The sequence below is a fragment of the Streptosporangium sp. NPDC004379 genome (genome assembly GCF_042873875.1).
GTDB lineage: Bacteria > Actinomycetota > Actinomycetes > Streptosporangiales > Streptosporangiaceae > Streptosporangium.
In genome coordinates this window covers 234,300-254,913 of sequence record NZ_JBIAMC010000003.1, presented here as the reverse complement: position 1 = coordinate 254,913, position 20,614 = coordinate 234,300, and the positions used below count along the sequence as shown (strand labels likewise).

The window sequence follows — 20,614 nt, the reverse complement described above, 5'->3', positions numbered from 1 at the left end:
TCAGCGCGCTCCGGGCAGCTCGGCCAGCGCGATCTCACCGCTGGAGGCGTAGGCGGCGACCGTCGGGGAGATGGTGCTGTCCACGATCACCGTCACCAGGCCGGAGGTCCTGCCCTGGGCCTGGCCGGACCCGCCGACCTGGTGGACCAGGGCGTTGGGGGCCAGCACCCGGCTGGTGGCGTTGCCGCCGCCGCCCCGGCTCGGGACGTATATCACCTGGACCCGGTCGCCCCGCTCCAGCGTCCCGGGCATCTGGCCGGGCTTGAGGGAGAGTCCGACCTGCGCCTTGCCGGGGCCGAGCTCCCTGCTGGCGGAGACGACCATGTCGCGGGTCAGGAGGGTGCCGGGCAGGAGGGTGACGCGGGCGAAGTTCTGCGCGACGAGGGCGCGGTCGGCCCAGGCGACGTAGCCGACGCCGGTGTCGGCGATCTGCGTCTCGCGCATCACGGCCTCGGTGAAGGGCTGGCCCGCGCCGACCTGCTGGGAGATCACGATCGCGGAGACCCGGTCTCCGCTGCGCATGACCAGGAGGGTCGTGGCGAGCGCGCCGCCCAGGATGAGCAGTACGGCGAGGGCCGCGAGGGCGGGTTTGCGCTCTCGCGGGGGTACGGGGAGCTTGCGCGACGCCGGGCCGGAAAGGGAACTCGCCGACCCCGGCCGCTCGGCGTTCAGCGGTGTGCGGCTCGCCGGCTTCTCACTGGTCCTCATGGGCAGGGGGACTCCCAGAGTGATTAACGCGTTGGGACTACTGGTTGAATTTACGCCATTATGCGCACCATGCCGATGAAGCGCCGGACAAAAGCCGGGTCCCATGCTCGTTTGATAGGAACAGGTCTGTCAACGACGGCTCCATGAAACCTGTCCCTTCCGCCACATGACAAGAAGCTTATCCGGGTGATAAGGACATGAATTAATGCATATATCTACCGTCCCAATATTCCCTTCGGTCCCTGCGGTCACGGCCGCACCGCACCGCCGCCGGTCCGGCCCGCGAACCGGACCGCCCGAAACCCGGATCCCATGACCGCTTTGACGGACTTAAGGCGAAAAATACCTTTTGCCGGATATAGCGACCTCGGGGACAGGGGAAACCGTCGGGTTATCCACAGGAAGGGGCGACCCGTCCCCAGCCCGCACCCCGTCCCTGGCACCATCGAACCCCATTAGAACGGCATGACCGGCCGGTCACATCCGACGGTTGTCCACAGGCGGGAATGTTTTCCACATACCACCCCGGGCCCCGCGGCATCGCCGCGAACACCTCGTCCCGGGCGGTTCCCGCTCTGTACCGTGGACCCGGCGGACCCGGCCCCCGACCGAGGGAGAGCGGCGATGCGCATCATGCTCACCGTGCTCGGCGAGCACGCCGACCGCGACGTCGTGGTGGAGGCGGACGAGACCACCACGGTGGGCCGGCTGGCGGAGTCGCTCTCCGGGCAGGGCGGCGAGCGGCCGACCAACGTGGTGCGGCTGACCCGCACCAGGGCCCCGTACGGCCTGGGCCGCGACGGCGACGCCGCCGAGCCGCCGGACCTCTGGCTCGACGGCCGCGCCCTCGACCCCGGCGCCCCGGTCCTCGGCCTGCTCCGCGACGGCGACCTGGTCACCCTCGACCGCGACCTCGCCGCCGCCACCATCGCCGAGGAGCCCGGCGGCATCGTGGAGATCCGCGTCGTCGGCGGCCCGGCCGCCGGGTCGGTGCACCGGCTGGGCCTGGGCGTCCACGTCGTCGGCTCCGACCCCGTCTGCGCGGTGTCCGTCCCCGACCCGGGGCTGCCCGCCGAGGCCGCGGTGATCCGCCTCACCCCCGAGGCCATCACCGTGGAGCCCGCCCCGGGAGGCGGGGCCGTGCCGCGGCTGGACCGCGAACCCCTCCGCGGCCTCGCGCCCTGGCCCGAGCACGCCCTGCTGACCTGCGGCACGACCGTGCTGACGCTGACCGCCGTGGAGCCCCCCGACGCCCACCTCGACGCCCAGCCCGACGGCGGCCTCGCCTACAACCGGCCGCCCCGGCTCCGCTCCCCCGGCGGCGAACGGCGCTTCGAGGTCCCGGCCGAGCCGAAACGGGCCGAGGGCATGCGGCTGCAGCTGCTGACCGCGTTCCTGCCCCTCGTGCTCGGCGTCGGCATGGCCCTGGCGCTCAAGGCGTGGTACTACCTGCTGATCGCGCTGATGACCCCGCTCATCATGGTCGGCCAGTGGGTGAGCGACCGGCGGCACGGCCGCAAGCAGTACCGCAAGGAGCTCAAACGCTACCGGGAGCGGATGCGGGAGTTCGAGGCCGCGGTGGAGGCGGCGCGCGCCGCCGACGAGGCCGAGCGCCGCGCCGCCGCGCCCGACCCCGCCGAGGTCCTGCTCACCGCGACCGGCCCCCGGCGGCGGCTCTGGGAGCGCCGCGACCACGACCCCGACGCGCTGCGCCTGCGGGTCGGCCTCGCCGACCTGCCGGCCGGCCTGGAGTTCGTCCCCGAGCGGTCCGCGCCCGCCGACTTCGTCCCGCCCGACCCGCCCGCCTGCCACGCCGTGCCGGTGGCCCTGGCCATGCGGCGGCTGGGCGTCGCCGGGCTGACCGGCCCACGGTCCCGCACGGCCGGACTGGCGCGCTGGCTGGTGGGCCAGGCCGCCGTCCTGCACAGCCCGCGCGACCTGGCGATCGTGGTGCTGTCGGCGCACGGCGACGGCGAGGAGCGGTGGAACTGGGTGCGCTGGCTGCCCCACTGCGCCCCGCACGGCGGCGAGGACTGCGTCGCGCTGGTCGGCGCCGATCCCGAGGCCGCGGCCCGGCGGGTGAGCGAGCTGGTCACGCTGATCGAGGAGCGGCTCGGCGAGGAGGACGACCCCGCCGCCCGGATCGGCCGCGCCCCCGCCGGCTGGGCCGACCTCGGCGGCGGGACCGGGACCAGGCGGGACGAGCCGATCCCCGTCTACGACGAGCGCCCCTACGACGTGCTGGTCGTCCTGGACGGCGCGCAGGTCCTGCGCGCCCTGCCCGGCATGCCGCAGGTGCTGCGCCAGGGCCCGCGGGCCGGCGTCCACACCCTGGCGATCGACGACGACCAGCGGCTGCTGCCCGAGGAGTGCGCCACCGTCGCCGACGTGGCCGCCGACGGCACCGTACGGCTGCGCGGCGGCGGGCTGGACGGCATCGGCGGGATCCTGGCCGACCAGGTCACGGCCACCTGGTGCGACCGGCTGGCCCGGTCCCTGGCGCCGCTGCGCGACGTCAGCCGTGACGACGCCGCCACGGCCCTGCCCGGCTCCGCGCGGCTGCTCGACGCGCTACGGCTGCCGTCGGTGTCCGGCGAGGCCCTGGCCGGACGATGGGGCCGGTCCACCGAGGCGTTGATCGGCGTCGGCCCCGACGGGCCGTTCTCGGTCGACCTGCGCGTCGACGGCCCGCACGCCCTCATCGCCGGCACCACCGGCGCGGGCAAGTCGGAGCTGCTGCAGACGCTCATCTGCTCTCTCGCGGTGGTCAACCGGCCCGACGAGATGACGTTCGTGCTGATCGACTACAAGGGCGGCGCCGCCTTCAAGGAGTGCGTACGGCTCCCGCACACCGTCGGCATGGTCAGCGACCTCGACGGCCACCTGACCCAGCGGGCCCTGGACTCCCTGGCCGCGGAGATCCGGCGCCGCGAGCGGCTGCTGCTGTCCGCCGGGGCCAAGGACATCGAGGACTACCACGAACTGCGCGACGCCCAGACGGCCCGCGCCTCCCGCGACCTGCTCGTCGCCGGGGGCGGCGCCCCGTCCGCCCCGCCCACGCCGCTGCGCGGCCGGGGCGCGCCGCTGCCCCCGCTGCCCCGGCTGGTGCTGGTCATCGACGAGTTCGCGGCCATGGTCACCGAGCTGCCCGACTTCATGACCGGGCTGGTGGACATCGCCAGGCGGGGCCGTTCGCTCGGCATCCACCTCGTCCTGGCCACCCAGCGGCCCGGCGGCGTGGTGACCGCCGACATCCAGGCCAACACCTCGCTGCGGATCGCGCTGCGGGTGACCGAGGCCGCCGAGTCCGCAGACGTCATCGGCCGGCCGGACGCCGCGCACATCCCCAAGTCGGCCCCCGGCCGGTGCTACGTCAAGTCGGGGGCGGGCGCGGCCGTCGCCGTGCAGACCGCGCGGATCGGCGGGCGCGGCCCCGGCGCGGCGAGCGAGGTCCGGGCCCGGGTCACCGAGGTCGGCTGGCGGGCCCTGGGGCATCCGCCGGCCGCCCCGGACGCGGCGGCCGAGGGGGCGGCCGTCACCGACCTGTCCGTGCTCGCCGACGCCCTGGCCGACGCCGCCCGCGTCGCCGGAGTCCCCCGGCAGCCGAGCCCCTGGCTGGAACCGCTCCCCGACCTGGTGGTCGCCCCCGGCCTCCCGGAGCCCGAGGGGGCCGCGCCGTACCGGCCGGGGAAGGAGGAGGTGCCGCCACTGGCCTTCGGCATGACGGACCTGCCGTGGGCGCAGGACCGGCGGGCGCTGACGCTGGACCTCGCCCGCGGGGGCCACCTGCTGCTGGCCGGCTCCCCCCGGAGCGGGCGCTCCACCGCGCTGCGCACCCTGGCCGGGGCGATCGCGGCGGGCGCGTCCCCGGAGGACGTGCACCTGCACGTGATCGACTGCGGCTCGGGGGCGCTGCTGCCGCTGATGGCGATGCCGCACTGCGGCGCGGTGGTGACCCGCGACCAGCTCGACCGGGTCGAGCGGCTGCTGACCCGGCTGCGCGCCGAGGTCGGACGGCGCCAGCAGCTCCTCGCCGAGGCCGGTCACGCCTCGCTGGCCGAGCTGCGCGCCGGCTCCACCGGCTCCACGGTGCCCCCCGGGTCTTCCGGGTCCCCCGGGTCCCCGGGATCCCTGGGGTTCCCGGGTGAGCGGCCGCCCTGGCTGGTGCTGATGCTCGACCGATGGGAGGGGTTCGTCGCCGCGTTCGAGAACTACGACTACGGCCGGCTGGTCGAGGCGATGATGCAGCTGCTGCGCGAGGGCCCGGCGGTCGGGCTGCGCGCCGTGGTGACCGGCGACCGGTCGGCGCTGATCGGCCAGATCTCCACGGTGTTCGACGACCGGCTGATCCTGCGGCTGGCCGACCCGGCCGACTACGGCCTGGCCGGGCTGCCGGTCAAGGACCTTCCGGCCGTGCTCGGCCCCGGCCGCGCGGTGTCGTCCGGCGAGCACGGCGTCGTCGAGCACCAGATCGGGCTGCTCCGCGACGACCCGTCCGGCCCGGCCCAGGTCGCCGAGCTCCAGGCGCTGTCACGCGCGATCCCCGCCCGCTTCGGCGGCGACCGGGTCGTGTCCCCGGTGGCCGCCGCGGCGGGCGCCGCCACGGCCACCGCCGCGGCCGGGCCCGCCGGGTGGGTCTGGGGCGGTGAGCCGCCGCTGCGGGTGGACGCGCTGCCGACCCGGATCACCGCGGCGCAGGCGATGGCGCTGGCGCCGTCGCACGAGCCGCCGTCACCGCTGTGGGCCCTGCTCGGCGCCGGCGGCGACTCGCTGACCCCCATGGGCGTCGACCTGATGGCCCACGGCCCCGGTGCGGTCGTCGCGGGCCCGCCCCGGTCCGGCCGGTCCTCGGCGCTGGTGACCGCCGCCCGCTCGCTGCTGGAGCACGGCACACCGGTGATCGCGGTCGCCCCGCGGCGCAGCCCGCTGCGCGACCTGGCGGGCGTGCCCGGCGTGGTGGCCGTCCTCGGCGCGGACGGCGATCTGGAGGGGGCCGTCGCCGGACGGGAGCGCTACGTGGTGGTCGTCGACGACGCCGAGCTCGTCTCCCCCGACTCCCCGCTGGGCATGGCCCTGGAACAGGTGCTGCGCACCGGCCGCGACGGCGAGCACGGCCTGATCGCCGGCGGGGCCACCGGCGACCTGACCACCGCCTACCGCGGGTTCGTCGCCGAGGCCCGCAAGTCCCGGACCGGCCTGCTGCTGGCGGTGCAGAGCCCCGCCGACGGCGACCTGTTCACGATCCGGCTGCCGCGCGGCGCGGTCGGCGGCCCGCCCGGCCGGGGCCTGCTGGTCACGCTCGGCTCGACGACCCCCGTCCAGACCGCCCTGCCCGGCTGAACCCGGCCCGAGGGTGCCGGAACGCGTCCGGCGGTCCGGCCGAGGCGGCCCCGGAAAGCATCCGGGAAGCACCCGGCCGGCGCACGTCAGCGGACCGGGTGCCACATCCCGACGGCCACCGGAACGCCGGGAGAGGCGTGCAGGAGCGGCGGGTGGTCCGGGGCGGGCAGCCCGGCCGCCCGGACGAGGTTCTGGTCCAGGCGCTCCAGCCGGACCTCGCGCAGCGGCCACGGGGGATGCTCGACCTCGGCCGAGGCCAGCGTGCCCGCGAAGAGGGTGAACAGCCGGTAGCGGGCGGTCAGGAAGATCGCGGCCTCGTCCGGGGCGTCCAGCGGCGGCCCGGTCTCCACGACGGCGTCGCAGTGCCCGCCCGGTTGGAGCGGCCGGTGCCTGCGGCAGCGGTAGCGGCGCCGCGCGCCGTCCACCCGCACCGCCATGTCCGACCAGAAATAGGGCAACCCGTAGGTGAGGCGGGCGCCGAGGACGGCCGGGAGACGGCCGGCGTCCAGCGAGTAGAACCAGATCCCGGCGCGGCCCCGCTCGTCGCGCACGTAGGTGCGCACGTTGGTCTCCGGGAAGCGGGACAGCCACGGCAGGGCCGGGATCCCCGGCGGCCGCAACCCCTCCAGCAGGAAGGGGGTCAGGCTGACCCACGCCGTTCCGTCGAAGGCGTCGACCTTGAGACCTGGCGGCAGCGTGGCCTGGATCAGCTCGGCGGGATAGCGCCAGTGGACGAACGTGATGTGGGACCAGCGGTGGTACATCACCGGCCGGTCCACTCGCGGGGACGGAGGCGGTGCAGCGGACATGACCGGTTCCTACCCGGATCCGGCCCGTTCGGTCCGGCGCGGTGCCGGTCATGATCGCCGCTCGGATCTCCCTCTGTCCAATTCGTCCAGGATGTCCTCGGTGGAGAAGGTGTCGACCGCGGCGGCGGCGGCACGGTCCAGGATCTCCTCCAGACCGGGACGGCCCGCGTCGGCCGCGGGTTCACCCGGCGGGTGCTCCCGCCAGGGCTGCCAAGCGCTCATTGCTCGCCCCTCAGCAGGTGAAAAACCCTTGTCCGGAGCTTTGCCCTGAATTGGTCGCCATGGCCCTGCTTCGCTGTGGAAACGGCGAAGCAGGGCCACGGCCGACGGGTCAGCGGGTGGCCGACTCGATGTTGCCGCGGTAGGTGTTGATGACGCGGGACGCCTCGGCGAGCTCCTCGGACATCCGCTGGAAGGCCGCGCGGTAGTTCTGCCAGGCCTCGCTGAACCGCTGGGCGCCGGGACCGGTCCAGGCGGTGCCGACCTTGCCGGCCTCCCGGTCCAACGCGGCCATCGTGGCCCTCACCTGGTCCGCCTGCTGGGTGAACTGGGTGGCCATCTGCTGCATTTCCGCGGGATTTCCGCCGAGCAAGTTCTGGCTCATGCCCGTCTCCTTCGGGATGGGTGTCGGGGATCACCAAACGAAATCACGATAGGCGACCGGACCACAATGATTTCGTGAATATGCGCAGCGGCTATGGATCTTCCTTCCCACCCGAAAGGCCGCCGCGTTTTCACCCGGTTTCTCATGCCGGTCCGCGCGTCCCGGGGACGGCCCCCGGGCGGCGGGACGGCCGGCGGCCGGCGAAACGGTCACCGCACCGAGCAACCCGGACGAGACCCGGCGATCAGATGACGCCTACACTCCGTTGAAGGCCCGAGGCCGATGCTCCATCGACAAGACCCGCCGGGCCGTACGAACGCACGAAGGGAACACGTCGGTGCACAAGGTCCTGATCGCCAACCGTGGTGAGATCGCGGTGCGGATCGCCCGCGCGTGCAGGGACGCCGGGCTGGCCAGCGTCGCGGTCTACGCCGACCAGGACCTCGACGCGCTGCACGCGCGGGTCGCCGACGAGGCGTACGCGCTGGGCGGTCAGTCCCCGGCCGAGACCTACCTGGACGTCGGCAAGCTGCTGCGCGTCGCCCGCGACAGCGGCGCCGACGCCGTCCACCCCGGCTACGGCTTCCTCGCCGAGAACGCCGCCTTCGCCCAGGCCGTCATCGACGCGGGCCTGACCTGGATCGGCCCGCCGCCGTCCGCGATCGACGCCCTCGGCGACAAGGTCCAGGCGCGCCACATCGCCCAGGCGGTCGGCGCGCCGCTGGTGGCCGGAACCCCCGACCCGGTCTCCGGCCCCGACGAGGTGCTGGCCTTCGCCGCCGAGCACGGCCTGCCCATCGCGATCAAGGCCGCGTACGGCGGCGGCGGGCGCGGCCTCAAGGTGGCCAGGACGGCCGAGGAGATCCCCGACCTGTACGACAGCGCCGTCCGCGAGGCCGTCACCGCGTTCGGCCGGGGCGAGTGCTTCGTCGAGCGCTACCTCGACCGTCCCCGCCACGTGGAGACCCAGTGCCTGGCCGACACCCACGGCAACGTGGTGGTGGTCTCGACCCGTGACTGCTCGCTGCAGCGCCGCCACCAGAAGCTGGTCGAGGAGGCCCCCGCGCCGTTCCTGACCGACGAGCAGGTCGGGCTGCTGCGGTCGAGCTCCAAGGCGATCCTGCGCGAGGCGGGTTACGTCGGGGCGGGCACCTGCGAGTTCCTCGTGGGGCAGGACGGCACCATCTCCTTCCTGGAGGTCAACACCCGCCTGCAGGTCGAGCACCCGGTGACCGAGGAGGTCGCCGGCGTCGACCTGGTGCGTGAGATGTTCCGGATCGCCGACGGCGAGCCGCTGGGCTACGACGACCCGCCGCTGCGCGGCCACTCGTTCGAGTTCCGGATCAACGCCGAGGACGCCGGGCGCAACTTCCTGCCCGCGCCGGGCGCCATCACCGCGATGCGCGTCCCGTCCGGGCCCGGCGTGCGGCTGGACTCCGGCTACGAGGAGGGGATGACCGTCCCGCAGTCCTTCGACTCCCTGGTCGCCAAGCTGGTGGTGACGGGCGCGACCCGCGAGCAGGCGCTGCAGCGCGCCCGCCGGGCGCTGGCGGAGTTCGAGATCGAGGGCATGCCGACCGTGCTGCCCTTCCACCGCGCCGTCATCGAGGACCCGGCCTTCACCTCCGACCCGTTCTCGGTGCACACCCGGTGGATCGAGACCGAGTTCACCACGCCCATCGAGCCGTACGCCGGCCCGGTGGCCGACTCCGGCGCGCCCGCCGAGCGGGAGCACATCACCGTCGAGGTCGGCGGCAAGCGCCTGGAGGTCGTGCTGCCGGCCGGGTTCGCCGCGCCGGCCCCGGCCCGGGGCTCCGCCAGGCCGCCCCGGCGGGGGAACCCGGGCGGTGCGGGCAAGAAGGCCGTGGCCGGGGGCGACAACCTGGTCAGCCCGATGCAGGGCACCATCGTCAAGGTGGTGGCCGCCGACGGCGACGCCGTCGCGGCCGGCGACACCGTCGTGGTGCTGGAGGCGATGAAGATGGAGCAGCCGCTGACCGCGCACAAGTCGGGCACCGTCACCGGCCTGGCGGCCACGCCCGGCCAGACCGTCACCGCGGGCGCCGTGATCTGCGACATCAAGGACGCCTGACCGGCGCCCGGGGCGGCGCGGATCCGCGACCCCACGGGCGTCCGGGACGGCGCGCGGCGGCCGCCGCGCCGTCCCGGACGCCGCGGGGGACGTCTGGAAGGGATACGGTCGGGAAGTGGGAACTCTGACGTCCGCTTGTTCGTCCTGAAGGGCGAAGGAGGCTTTCTTGCCGTGATCACGACAAAAACCGCACCGGGCCGCCTCGGCGCCGCGCTCGTCGCGCTGCTCGCCGGGCTGCTGGCCGTCTTCATGATCGCTCCAGCCGCCCATGCCGCCGCGCCCGACCCGGGCACGATCTCCTCGGGCCTGACGGACGGCGACCGCTTCTACGCGGATCCCGCCTCCGGCATCCCCGCGAACGCCGTCGACGAGATCCGCGGAGCCGTCGGGCAGACGAAGAGCTCCTCGGTCTACGTCGGGCTGCTGCCTGAGGGGTCCGTCACCAGCAAGTCGCAGGCCAGGACCCTGCTGACCTCCGTCCGCAAGGACGTCGGCGGCAAGTCCACCATCCTGCTGATGAGCGGAAAGACCCCGTTCGGCGTCTCCAACATCAAGGGCGTCGACGTCGACGAGCTGCTGGGCCGGGCCAAGACCACCTCCAGCCCCACCGACAACGTGGTCAACTTCGTCAAGCTGGCCGACGACGCGGCCAGCGGCGCCGGGCTCGGCTCCGGCTCCGGATCGGATTCCCGCTCCTCCTCCGGAGGCGGCGGGGGCGTCCTGATCGGCATCCTGGTGCTGGCCCTGGCCGGCGGTTTCGGCCTCTTCTTCTACTCCCGCAAGAAGAAGAAGCAGCGCGAGGCCCGCGAGGCGGCGGAGCTGGCCGCGGTCAAGCAGACCGTGGACGAGGACGTCACCAAGTTCGGCGAGGAGATCACCGGCCTCGACACCGACGTCAAGCTCCTCGGCGACGGCGCCGAGCACCAGCAGGACTGGCAGCGCGCCCTCGACTCCTACGAGCGGGCCAAGGTGGAGCTGGACGCGGTCAAGCGCCCCGACGAGCTGCGCAACGTGACCTCCACGCTGGAGGAGGGCCGCTACGCCCTCGCCTGCGTCAAGGCCCGCGTCAACAACCAGCCGCTTCCCGAGCGGCGTTCCCCGTGCTTCTTCAACCCGCAGCACGGCCCGTCCGCCCGTGACGTGCGCTGGGCCCCGCCCGGCGGCGCGGTGCGCGACGTCCCGGCCTGCGCGGCGGACGCCGAGGCCGTCGAGCGCGGCTTCGAGCCGCAGACGCGCCAGGTCATGGTCAACGGCGGCTACCGCCCGTACTACGAGGCCGGTCCCGCCTACCAGCCCTACGCCTACGGCTACTACGGCGGCTTCGGCGACATCATGACCGGCATGCTCGTCGGCACCATGCTCGGCGGCATGATGGGCGGCGGCTGGGGCATGGGCGGCGGCTACGGCATGGGCTACGAACAGGGCGTGGCCGACGCGGGCGGCGGTGCCGACTTCGGCGGCGGCGGAGACTTCGGCGGCGGCGGCTGGGGCGACTTCGGCGGCGGCGGAGACTTCGGCGGCGGTGACTTCGGTGGGGGCGACTGGTGACCCGCCGGTGACCGGTTGACGATCGCCTCCTGAGACGGCGAGACGGGCGCGTTCCCCCGAGGGGACGCGCCCGTCTCCGTGTCCGGATCCCGTACGGCGCCCGTCTCCGCGTCCCGGCCGCCTACGGCGCCCGGCGGACCTCGCACGCGGCGGGCTCTGCGGGGCCGCCGGGACCCGCCGGGCGGCCGACGCGTCCGCTCCGCCGGACGAGGTCAGGTGCTCCCGCGCACCGTCAGCCGGGGGGCGAGCAGGGTGGCGTCCGGCACGGCGGCGCCCGTCAGCTTGGCCATGAGCAGCCGCACCGCCTCGCGGCCCACGTCCTCGGCCGGGACCAGCACCGACGTGAGCGCCGGGCCGGCCCGCTCGGCGACGTCGTCGGGGCAGATCGCCACCACCGCGACGTCCTCGGGGACCCGCCTGCCGTACTGGCGCAGCGCCCCGAGCACGTGGCCGACCGCCGCCTCGTTGTGCACGACCAGGGCCGACAGCTCCGGCCGCGTCTCCAGCAGCCGCCGTACCGTCTCCGCGACCTCCTCGAAGCTCTCCTCGCACGGCAGGGCCGTACCGGTCATGCCACGCCCGGCCACGGCCTCGGTGAACCCCTCCCTGGTACGGCGGGCGAACCCGGTGCCGCGCTCGTAGACCACCGAGGGGGCGCCGAGCAGCGCCACCTCCCGGTGCCCGCGTTCGGCCAGGTGTTCCACGCAGAGCGCGCCGGCCCGGTGGAAGTCGAGGTCCACGCAGGTCAGCCCGGCCGTATCGGCGGGGAATCCGATCAGGACGCTCGGCTCGGCGAGCTCGCGCAGCAGCGGCACCCTGCTGTCGTGCAGTTCCACGTCCATCAGCACCAGGCCGTCGGCCAGGGCGCTCGCCACCGCCCTGCGCAGTCCCTCGGCCCCCTCGTCGGCGGTCAGCAGCAGCACGTCGTGGTCGTAGCCCCGGGCTGCGGTGACCACCGAGGTGGCGAACTGCATCAGCACCGGGACGTGCATCCCGGCCCGCAGCGGCAGCACCAGCGCGATGACGTTCGCCCGCCGGCTGGCCAGCGCTCTGGCCCCGGCGTTGGGGTGGTACCCGAGCGTCCGCACGCTGTCGAGGACCCGCCGCCGGGTGTCGGCGGAGATCGCCCGTTTCCCGCTGAGGACGTAGGAGACGGTGCTCACCGCCACCCCGGCGTGCCGGGCGACCTCGGCGATCGTCACCGCCCGCCCGCTCATGCGCCTCCTCGCCCGCCGGCCGGAAGAACGCGTCCGCCGACCGGAAGGACACGTCCGCCGGCTGGGAGGACACCGTTGCCCCGCCCGGTGTCCCGGGGGACGCGCCCGCGGGCGCGCCATGCCGTCCGCTCGTCGCACTCGCTCACGTGCGCTCTCCGAAGGTGAAGCCGGCCAGGGTGATCCCGGCGTTCTCGAACACCATATAGAGATCACGGACCCCGCGGACATCCGCGAGCCCGGTGCGGACCTCGGTGAGGTCGTAGCGGCCCGCCCGGGGGACGGCGAGGTCGCCGAGGAGCGGGCCGTGCAGCGGGTCGTCCAGCCTCAGGCTGATCACGCCGCCCTCGGCACCGGTGACACGCGCCGAGAGCGAGGCGGCCCCGTCGCCGAAGTCCGTCGAGCGGAACGCGATCCACGCCCCCGCCTCGGTGGACCGCACGGCGTCGCCGGAGACCCGGTCGGCGTCCACGAAGGCCACCGCGTCGTACTCGTCGTGGTCCACCGCGCGGATCGGCCCGGCCAGGGCCGCGCGGGGCGGGATGCGCTCCCCCTCGACGTGGAAGGAGGCGCACAGCCGGATGTCCCGCGCGGAGCGGCCGACCATGGCCCGGTGCGGGGCGTCCTCCACGACGAACCGGTTGCGGGTGACGTCCCAGAAGGCCAGGTCGCGGACGGGGAGGCGCCAGCTCACCGTGGTGCTCTCGCCGGGTGCGAGCCGTACCTTAGTGAAGCCGCGCAGGCGGCGCAGCGGTTGCTTGACCCGGGAGCCGCGCTGGTGGGTGTAGAGCTGGACGACCTCGGCCCCGGCGCGGGGGCCCGTGTTGGCGACCGTGGCGGTGACGGTGACCGTGCCGCCCTCCGCGCCGCTAGGGCCGTCCGCGCCGCCGGGGCCGTTCTCCACCGAGACGGTCAGGCCGGAGTAGTCGAACGTGGTGTAGCTGAGGCCGTGCCCGAAGGGGAAGAGCGGTTCGCCCCGGTAGTACTGGTAGGTGGCGTCGGAGGCGATGATGTCGTAGTCGAGCAGGTCGGGCAGCTCGCACGCCGAGCGGTACCAGGTCTGGGTGAGCCGGCCCTCGGGGTCGGCGTCGCCGAAGAGCACCTCGGCCAGGGCGTGGCCGTACTCCTGGCCGCCGTGCGACGACCACAGCACGGCCGGCAGGTCCTCGTCGGCCCAGGAGACGGGGTAGCCGCTGCTGATCACCATGACGGTCCGCGGGTTGGCCGCCCGCACCGCCCGGACGACGGCCTGCTGGGCGGCGGGCAGGTCCAGGTCGAGGCGGTCCTCGGTCTCGCGGCCGTTGACCAGCGGGTGGTCCCCGACCACCACGACGGCCACGTCCGCCGTCGCGGCGAGGGCGGCGGCGGTCTCGGCGCCGTCCACCACCCGCTCCATGGTGAGCCAGGCCGCCGCGTCGGCGTCGTCGGCCAGCCGGAACGTCCCGTCGTCCAGGGCGACGTAGCGGCCGGTGGAGATGTGCCGCAGGGCGAGCGTCCCGCGCGGGCGGCGCTCCATCCGGAAGGTCTGGCGCACCTCCCAGCCGTTGGGGCCGGGCTGGTCGTTGACCAGCACGCCGTCGTCGCCCACCGACAGGTGACGGCCGGTCGCCACGGCCCGCAGCGCGTACGACCCGCCGCCCCAGTCGAACAGGTCGTACAGGGCCTCGTCGCCCCCGCCGCCGGGCGCGACGGACAGCGGCCCGCCGCCGGGGTCGGCGACGACGGCCCCGGCCTCCACGCTCAGCGCGACCCGGTCCACGGCCTCGCAGAACACCGTCTCGCACCGTTCGGCGAGACCGGCGCGGGCGGTGACGGCGTAGGGGAGCGTGCCGGAGTACCAGTCCTCCATCAGCGTGTCGCCGAGCTGGCCGATGACCGCGATCCGGCCGGGCGCGGCCAGCGGCAGGATCCCGTCGTTGCGCAGCAGCACGATCGAGCGCCGGGCGGCCTCGCGGGCCAGCTCACGGTGTTCGGTGCAGTTGACGACCGCCTCGGTGATCCCCTCGTACGGCGTGGCGGGGTCGAACTCGCCGAGCCGGAACCGGATGGACAGCGCGTGCCGTACCGCCTCGTCGACATCCTCCTCGGTGAGCAGGCCCAGCTCCAGTGCCCGGCGGATGTGCCCGAGGGTCTCGCCGGACCGGTCGTCGTCCTGGGTGAAGCTGTCCAGGCCCGCTCTGATCGCGTGGGCGTAGGCCGTGGGCAGGTCCTCGTGGTACGCCTGCATGCCGGCGAGGTTCCCCGGGGCGTAGGCGTCGCTGACCACGAGGATGTCGTCGGGCGCCCACTCGCGCAGCGCCTCGCGGATCAGCGGGCTCAGGTGCGCCGGGCGTCCGTTGACGAGGTTGTAGGACGGCATGACGGCCACCGCCGCGCCCTGCTCCAGGGCGGGCCGGTAGGCGGGCAGCTCGTACTCGTGCAGCACCCGGGGCGGCAGGCCGCTGGAGGTGACGCAGCGGTCGGTCTCGTTGTTGTAGCCCAGGAAGTGCTTGAGGGTGGGCGCGGTCTTCAGCACGGTGGAATCGCTCCCACGAAGGCCCCACGCGTACGCCGCCGCCATGACGCCGGTCAGCCACGGATCCTCGGAGTAGCCCTCCTCGTTGCGTCCCCACCGGGGGTCGCGCAGCGGGTTCACCACGGGCGCCCAGACGTTGCGCCCGGCGCCGGACGGGTCCTTGCGGTGGAAGGCCAGGACCTCGTCTCCCGTCGCCTCGCCGACCCGTCTGACCAGCTCCGGGTCCCAGGTGCTGGCCAGCCCCACGGCCTGCGGGAACACCGTCGCCGGGCCGAGCCAGGCCAGACCGTGCAGGGCCTCGGTGCCGGTGCGGAAACCCTCCACGCCCAGCCGCGGGATCGGCGCCTGGTACTGGTGCAGCAGGCCGATCTTCTCCTCCGGTGTCAGGCGGTCCCGCAGGTCGGCGACGCGCTCGGCGAGGGGGACTCCGGGGTCGCGGAAGGGTTCGTTCATGGGGGGACCGTCCTCTGGGGGGTATCGAAGCGCTTCGAAAATCGGTCTGATGGAGGCGCCCCGGTCCGTCGAAGCGCTTCGATGAATGATCCGGAAATGCTCCGTTCGTTACGCGGGTGTTTCGAACGGAGCTTCCCCGAGGGTGCACGCCCGTGCGACTCAGGTCAAGAGATTCGCGGCAAACGCCCTGAATCCACCAGATCGAGCACCCGGGCGGCGCCGCCGAGCGCGGCGGCGCCGTACCCGAGGGTGGAGGCCACGACGCGGCAGCCGCCGGCGTCCGGCGCGATCACCCGCCCGCGCGCCTCGGCCTCGATCTCGGGCAGCAGCCAGGGGGCGAGGGGCACGTAGTATCCGCCGAGGACGACCACCTCGGGGTTGAGGAGGTTGACCATCATCGAGACGCCCCGGCCGAGGTTGCGGCCGACGTCGGCCAGGACGGCGAGGGTGTGCGCGTCGCCGGTCCGGGCCAGGCGGGCCGTCTCCTCCAGTTCGACCTCCACCTCCGCCGGCGAGAGCGCCGCGTGCTCCAGCACCGCGCCGATCCCGGCCATCGCCTCCAGGCAGCCACGGCGGCCGCAGCGGCACTCGGCGCCGAGCGGATCGAGCTGGATGTGGCCGATCTCGCCGCCGTAGCCCTGCCCGCCGCGCCGCAGCCGCCCGTCGAGGATGACCCCGGCGCCCACCCCGATCTCGCCGGTGAGGTACACCAGGTCGGCGGTCCCGGCCCACGGGCCGAAGCGGTGCTCGGCCAGGGCGGCGAGGTTGGCGTCGTTGTCCACCTGCACCGGAAATCCGGGGTCGCGGAGCGCCTTGGCGAGGTCACCGGCCAGGTCGGCGTCGCGCCAGCCGAGGTTCGGCGCGACGCGGACGACCCCGTCGGTGCCGACCAGGCCGGGCACGGCCACGGTGAGGCCGAGGACCTGCCGTTCCTCCCGGGCCATCCGGGCCGTCACGCGGCGGACGAGCCCGGCGACGACGGCCATCGCCTGCGACACCGTGACGTCGGGCCCCTGGAAGGAGCGCCGCCAGGACAACAGCCGCTCCCCCGACAGGTCCACCGCCACGGCGGTGACGTAGTCGACGTTGATCTCGACGCCGATCGCCGCGTACGGCGAGCCGTCGAGCACCAGCATGGTCGCCGGGCGGCCGACGCGGTTCTCGGTCAGCCCGGTCTCCCGGACCAGCCGGCGGTCGATCAGGTCGGCGACCAGGCTGGAGACCGTCGCCTTGTTCAGCCCCGTGGAGGCGGCGATGTCCGCCCGCGAACAGGGGGCGTGCTCACGCACGAACCGCAGGACGACGGCGAGGTTGGTCGCCCGCACGTCGGCGAAGTCGGCCGGCTGCGGGTCGCTCGTAGATGTGATCAAGGTCAGTCCCGTTCCGGCTCGGCCAGGCTGGCCCCATCATGCACCATCGTTCACCAATCCGTGACCGCCTCCCGCGGACGCCGGGTCGGCGCTCCCTTGTGGCGGGGGTCGGCCTCGACTAATTTGTTTGGCCATCAGACGAACTAACTCTATCGCGACCCCTCTCCCGCGGACACCCCCCTGATCTGAACCGACGAAGGGAAAGCGCCATGACCCAGACCCCGGGCGCGACGACCACCCGCCGAGGCTTCCTCGGCCTGGTGGGGCTCAGCGCCGCGATGGCCGCCGGAGGCGGCCTGCTCGGCGCCTGCTCCGCCCCGAGCGGCCCCCGGCCGGGAAGCGGGGGCGCCACCGCCGCCGCCGCGGAGAAGCTGACCTCCCTCACCCCCACCTACGCGCCCTTCCCCGGCGCGCAGCCCGACATCCCCGGCATCGTCTCCGACCTGCCGGGCATCCCCGGCATCGGCGGCGGCTTCACCACCTACCCCGCCTCCCCCGCCCCCGCGCTGACCGCCAAGGCAGGGAAGGGCGGCTCCTACAAGGCCATGACGCCGCTGTGGGGCCCGGTGCCGCCCGCCCTGGCGGACAACGCCTACTTCCAGGCGGCCAACGCCGACATCGGCGCCACCGTGGAGTTCCAGATCGCCGACGGCACGGTGTACGCCGACAAGGCGATCGCCCGCCTCGCCTCGGGCGACCTCCCGGACCTCATGGTCATCCCCAGCTGGGAGATCGAGAAGATGGCCGACTTCAACCAGGCCGTCGACAAGGCGTTCGAGGACCTCACCCCCTACCTGCAGGGCGACAAGGTCAAGCCGTACCCGCTGCTGGCCAACCTGCCGACCGCCGCGTGGGAGTGGTCGGTCTGGAACGGCAAGCTGATGGCGGTGCCGTTCCCCACCGAGCCCTTCCCCTTCGCGCTGCTCTACCGCAAGGACCTGTTCGACAAGAACGGCTGGAACACCGCGCCCAAGAACGCCGACGAGCTGTACCGGCTCGGCAAGGAGATCAACGACCCCAAGAACAAGCGCTGGGCGTTCGGCGACATCCACGAGATGCTCTGGACGGTCTTCCGGATCCCGCAGGAGTGGCGCTACGAGGGGGGCAAGCTCGTCCACAAGTACGAGACCCCCGAGTACGAGCAGATGCTGGAGTTCATGCGCAAGCTCTTCGCCGAGGACCTGATCCACCCCTCCGTGGTGAGCAGCAAGGGCGCCAACGAGAAGGACCTCATCGGGGGCGGGCAGATCACCGTCTACCGCGACGGGCTCGGCGGCTGGAAGGAGCTGCTGCAGCAGCACCGCGGCAAGAACCCCGACTTCGCCATCGACGCCTTCCCGGTCTTCGCCCACGACGGCGGCAAGCCGCTGATGTACCACAACAACGCGGCGGGGATCTTCACCTTCGTGAAGAAGGGCACCCCGAAGGAGAAGGTTGAGGAGATCCTCTCCATCCTCAACTGGTGCGCGGCGCCGTACGGGACCAAGGAGTACGAGCTGTCCAACTTCGGGGTGGAGGGCAAGCACTTCACCCGCGACGACAAGAACGTCCCGCAGCTGAACGACCTCGGCCGCAAGGAGGTCGCCCCCACCTACCTCTTCCTCGGCGGACGCCCCATCTTCGTGGACTGGGTCGCCTACCCCGACGCGGTCAAGGCCAACATGGCGTGGCAGCAGGCCACCTTCCCGCACGTCGAGAAGACCCCGTTCGACGGGATCCGGATCCAGAAGCCGTCGAAGTTCTCCGGCCTGCAGGTGCCCACCGAGGACAAGTTCACCGACATCATGCGCGGGCGGCGCCCGGTCAGCGACGCCAAGAAGATCGCCGCGGAGTGGCGGCGGGACGGCGGCGACGAGGCCAGGGACTTCTACATGAAGATCCTGCGGGACAACGGCCGTGCTTAGCAACGAGCCGAGGACCGGGCCGGCGGGTGACCTGACCTCACCCGCCGGCGCCGGCACCTCCAAGCATGTCGGTAAAAGGGCCGTCTCGACAAGCCCGGGCACCCGTGTCCCTTTCCGGGACCGGCTGCGCCGCGACTGGCAACTGCTGCTGATGACGGTGCCCGCGATCGGGCTGCTGATCGTCTTCCACTACGTCCCGCTGCTCGGCAACGTCATCGCATTCCAGGACTACTCGCCCTACGTCGGCGTCGCCGACAGCCCGTGGGTCGGGATCTCCAACTTCCAGTGGCTGCTGCTCGACGACAGCTTCTGGGACGCGACGCTCAACACCCTGTCGATCACCGCGTTCCAGCTCGTCTTCTACTTCCCGGTGCCGATCGCGCTGGCCATCCTCCTCGACAGCGTGGTACGGCCCCGCCTGCGCGTGTTCATCCAGGGCATCGTCTACATGCCGCACTTCTTCTCGTGGGTGCTGGTCGTCACGCTGTTCCAGCAGATGTTCGGCGGCGCCGGGCTGCTCTCGCAGATCCTGCGGGACCACGGCTACAGCGGCTTCGACGTCATGACCAACCCGGACACCTTCATCCTGCTGGTGACCGCCGAGACGGTCTGGAAGGACGCCGGCTGGGGCGCGATCGTCTTCCTGGCCGCGCTGGCCGCCATCAACCAGAACCTCTACGAGGCGGCGGCGGTGGACGGCGCCTCGCGCTGGCGGCGGATGTGGCACGTCACGCTGCCCGGCCTGCGCCCGGTGATCGTCCTGCTGCTGATCCTGCGGCTGGGCGAGGCGCTGAACGTCGGCTTCGAGCAGTTCTTCCTGCAACGCGACGCGGTCGGCCGGGACGCCGCCGAGGTGCTGGACACCTTCGTCTACTGGCGCACCCTGCTGACCGGCGAGTGGAGCTACGGCGCGGCGGCGGGCCTGGTCAAGGGCGTGGCCGGACTGATCCTGATCGTCATCGCCAACAAGGTCGCCCACCGGTTCGGAGAACAGGGAATCTACAAACGATCATGACGACCTCACCTCCATGGGCCGAACGGCCCGGCCGCGCCGGCGGGCTCGCCAAGGGACTCGTCCTCACGCTCGTCGTGGCGGCCGTCCTCTTCCCGATCTACATGGTCGTGCTGACCAGCCTCTCCACCCAGGAGGCCGTGTCGAGGGCCGGCGGACTGGTCACGATGCCCGGCGAACTGTCCCTCGCCGCCTACCAGCAGCTGTTCGCGGGCGGCGTGGTCACCCGGTCGGTCCTGGTCAGCCTCGGCGTGACCACGGCCGGCACGGCGATCAGCCTGAGCGTCACGGTGCTGGCCGCCTACGGCCTGTCCCGGCCCGGCTCGGTGCTGCACCGGCCACTGCTGTTCCTCATCCTGCTGACGTTCCTGTTCGGCCCCGGACTGATCCCCAACTACCTGCTGGTCAGCTCGCTCGGCCTGATCGACAGCTACTGGGCGCTGATCCTGCCGACCGCGGTCACCGCGTTCAACCTCGTGGTCATGCGGTCGTTCTTCATGAGCATCCCCGGCGAGGTGACCGACAGCGCGCGCATCGACGGCGCGAGCGAGTTCCGCATCCTGCGGCGGATCGTGCTGCCCATGTCCAAGGGCGTCACCGCGGTCATCGGCCTGTTCTACGCGGTCGGCTACTGGAACTCGTTCTTCAACGCCGTGCTCTACCTGAACGACAACGCCAAGTGGCCCCTGCAGGTCGTGCTGCGGCAGTACGTGCTCCAGGGCCAGTCGCTGTTCGTCGGCCAGAGCGGGACCGGCACGATCCCCGGGCAGGCGCTGCCGCCCGGCCTGGCCATCCAGATGGCGATCGTGGTGGTCGCGCTGCTTCCGGTCCTGTTCGTCTACCCGTTCGTCCAGCGCCACTTCACCAAGGGGGTGATCGTGGGCGCCGTCAAGGGCTGAGCCGCACGCCCCGTCCTGCCTGGATCTTCGTATGTCGGCCGTGGGACCACCCATATCGTCTGAACCTCGGCTCACGGCCTGACATGCTTGTTCAATGGGGGTCGAGCTGAATCCGACCGTCCCTGTGGACACGGAACTTCCATGGC

Annotated in this window: 13 protein-coding genes; 6 read left to right on the top strand and 7 right to left on the bottom strand. The window is 73.1% G+C overall.

Annotated features, from left to right (window positions below; translation table 11 throughout):
* Nucleotides 1–708, bottom strand: a complete 708-nt coding sequence (locus tag ACFYSC_RS08385; protein WP_389958470.1) for a hypothetical protein — start codon at nucleotides 706–708, stop codon at nucleotides 1–3.
* 624 nt (nucleotides 709–1,332) lie between these two features.
* Here ACFYSC_RS08385 and ACFYSC_RS08380 point away from each other — a divergent pair.
* Nucleotides 1,333–6,048: an FtsK/SpoIIIE domain-containing protein gene (locus ACFYSC_RS08380; RefSeq protein WP_389958467.1), complete on the top strand. Its 4,716-nt coding sequence runs from the start codon at nucleotides 1,333–1,335 to the stop codon at nucleotides 6,046–6,048.
* A gap of 86 nt (nucleotides 6,049–6,134) precedes the next feature.
* Here ACFYSC_RS08380 and ACFYSC_RS08375 read toward each other — a convergent pair whose 3' ends face one another.
* From ACFYSC_RS08375 to ACFYSC_RS08365, 3 genes are all read right to left on the bottom strand, one after another.
* Complete coding sequence (locus ACFYSC_RS08375) at nucleotides 6,135–6,857, bottom strand: YqjF family protein (RefSeq protein WP_389958464.1); 723 nt, start codon at nucleotides 6,855–6,857, stop codon at nucleotides 6,135–6,137.
* Nucleotides 6,858–6,905: 48 nt separating this feature from the next.
* The gene (locus ACFYSC_RS08370; RefSeq protein WP_389958461.1) at nucleotides 6,906–7,079 is read right to left on the bottom strand and encodes a hypothetical protein; all 174 of its coding nucleotides are present in this window, start codon (nucleotides 7,077–7,079) and stop codon (nucleotides 6,906–6,908) included.
* Nucleotides 7,080–7,188: 109 nt separating this feature from the next.
* The gene (locus ACFYSC_RS08365) at nucleotides 7,189–7,461 is read right to left on the bottom strand and encodes a WXG100 family type VII secretion target (protein ID WP_179819513.1); all 273 of its coding nucleotides are present in this window, start codon (nucleotides 7,459–7,461) and stop codon (nucleotides 7,189–7,191) included.
* Between the two features lie 337 nt (nucleotides 7,462–7,798).
* Here ACFYSC_RS08365 and ACFYSC_RS08360 point away from each other — a divergent pair, with 337 nt between their 5' ends.
* Together ACFYSC_RS08360 and ACFYSC_RS08355 are read left to right on the top strand one after the other, a co-directional pair.
* Nucleotides 7,799–9,553, top strand: coding sequence for a biotin carboxylase N-terminal domain-containing protein (locus tag ACFYSC_RS08360; RefSeq protein ID WP_389958458.1), 1,755 nt, complete (start codon nucleotides 7,799–7,801; stop codon nucleotides 9,551–9,553).
* A gap of 171 nt (nucleotides 9,554–9,724) precedes the next feature.
* Nucleotides 9,725–11,101 (top strand): hypothetical protein, encoded by a 1,377-nt coding sequence (locus ACFYSC_RS08355; protein ID WP_389958455.1) that lies wholly within the window; start codon nucleotides 9,725–9,727, stop codon nucleotides 11,099–11,101.
* 212 nt (nucleotides 11,102–11,313) lie between these two features.
* Here the strand turns inward: ACFYSC_RS08355 and ACFYSC_RS08350 are convergent, their stop codons facing one another.
* The 3 genes from ACFYSC_RS08350 to ACFYSC_RS08340 form a co-directional block, all read right to left on the bottom strand.
* Nucleotides 11,314–12,318: a LacI family DNA-binding transcriptional regulator gene (locus tag ACFYSC_RS08350; protein WP_389958452.1), complete on the bottom strand. Its 1,005-nt coding sequence runs from the start codon at nucleotides 12,316–12,318 to the stop codon at nucleotides 11,314–11,316.
* A 142-nt stretch (nucleotides 12,319–12,460) separates the two neighbouring features.
* Nucleotides 12,461–15,283, bottom strand: a complete 2,823-nt coding sequence (locus ACFYSC_RS08345) for a glycoside hydrolase family 3 C-terminal domain-containing protein (protein WP_389958449.1) — start codon at nucleotides 15,281–15,283, stop codon at nucleotides 12,461–12,463.
* A 164-nt stretch (nucleotides 15,284–15,447) separates the two neighbouring features.
* Nucleotides 15,448–16,653 carry an ROK family protein gene (locus tag ACFYSC_RS08340; RefSeq protein WP_389958446.1) on the bottom strand — a complete coding sequence of 402 codons (1,206 nt, stop codon included), beginning with the start codon at nucleotides 16,651–16,653 and terminating at the stop codon, nucleotides 15,448–15,450.
* Nucleotides 16,654–16,862: 209 nt separating this feature from the next.
* Between ACFYSC_RS08340 and ACFYSC_RS08335 the strand changes: the two genes are divergently transcribed.
* From ACFYSC_RS08335 to ACFYSC_RS08325, 3 genes are read left to right on the top strand one after another with little or no spacing between them, the layout of a single operon-like run.
* The gene (locus tag ACFYSC_RS08335) at nucleotides 16,863–18,557 is read left to right on the top strand and encodes an extracellular solute-binding protein (protein ID WP_389958443.1); all 1,695 of its coding nucleotides are present in this window, start codon (nucleotides 16,863–16,865) and stop codon (nucleotides 18,555–18,557) included.
* Nucleotides 18,550–19,572, top strand: coding sequence for an ABC transporter permease subunit (locus ACFYSC_RS08330; protein WP_362928853.1), 1,023 nt, complete (start codon nucleotides 18,550–18,552; stop codon nucleotides 19,570–19,572). Before ACFYSC_RS08335 ends, ACFYSC_RS08330 begins: the two co-directional genes overlap by 8 nt.
* A complete protein-coding gene (locus ACFYSC_RS08325) occupies nucleotides 19,569–20,468 on the top strand; it encodes a carbohydrate ABC transporter permease (RefSeq protein WP_389958440.1) in 900 nt (299 codons plus the stop codon). The genes ACFYSC_RS08330 and ACFYSC_RS08325 overlap by 4 nt, the downstream gene beginning before the upstream one ends.
* The last annotated feature ends 146 nt before the right edge of the window (nucleotides 20,469–20,614 follow it).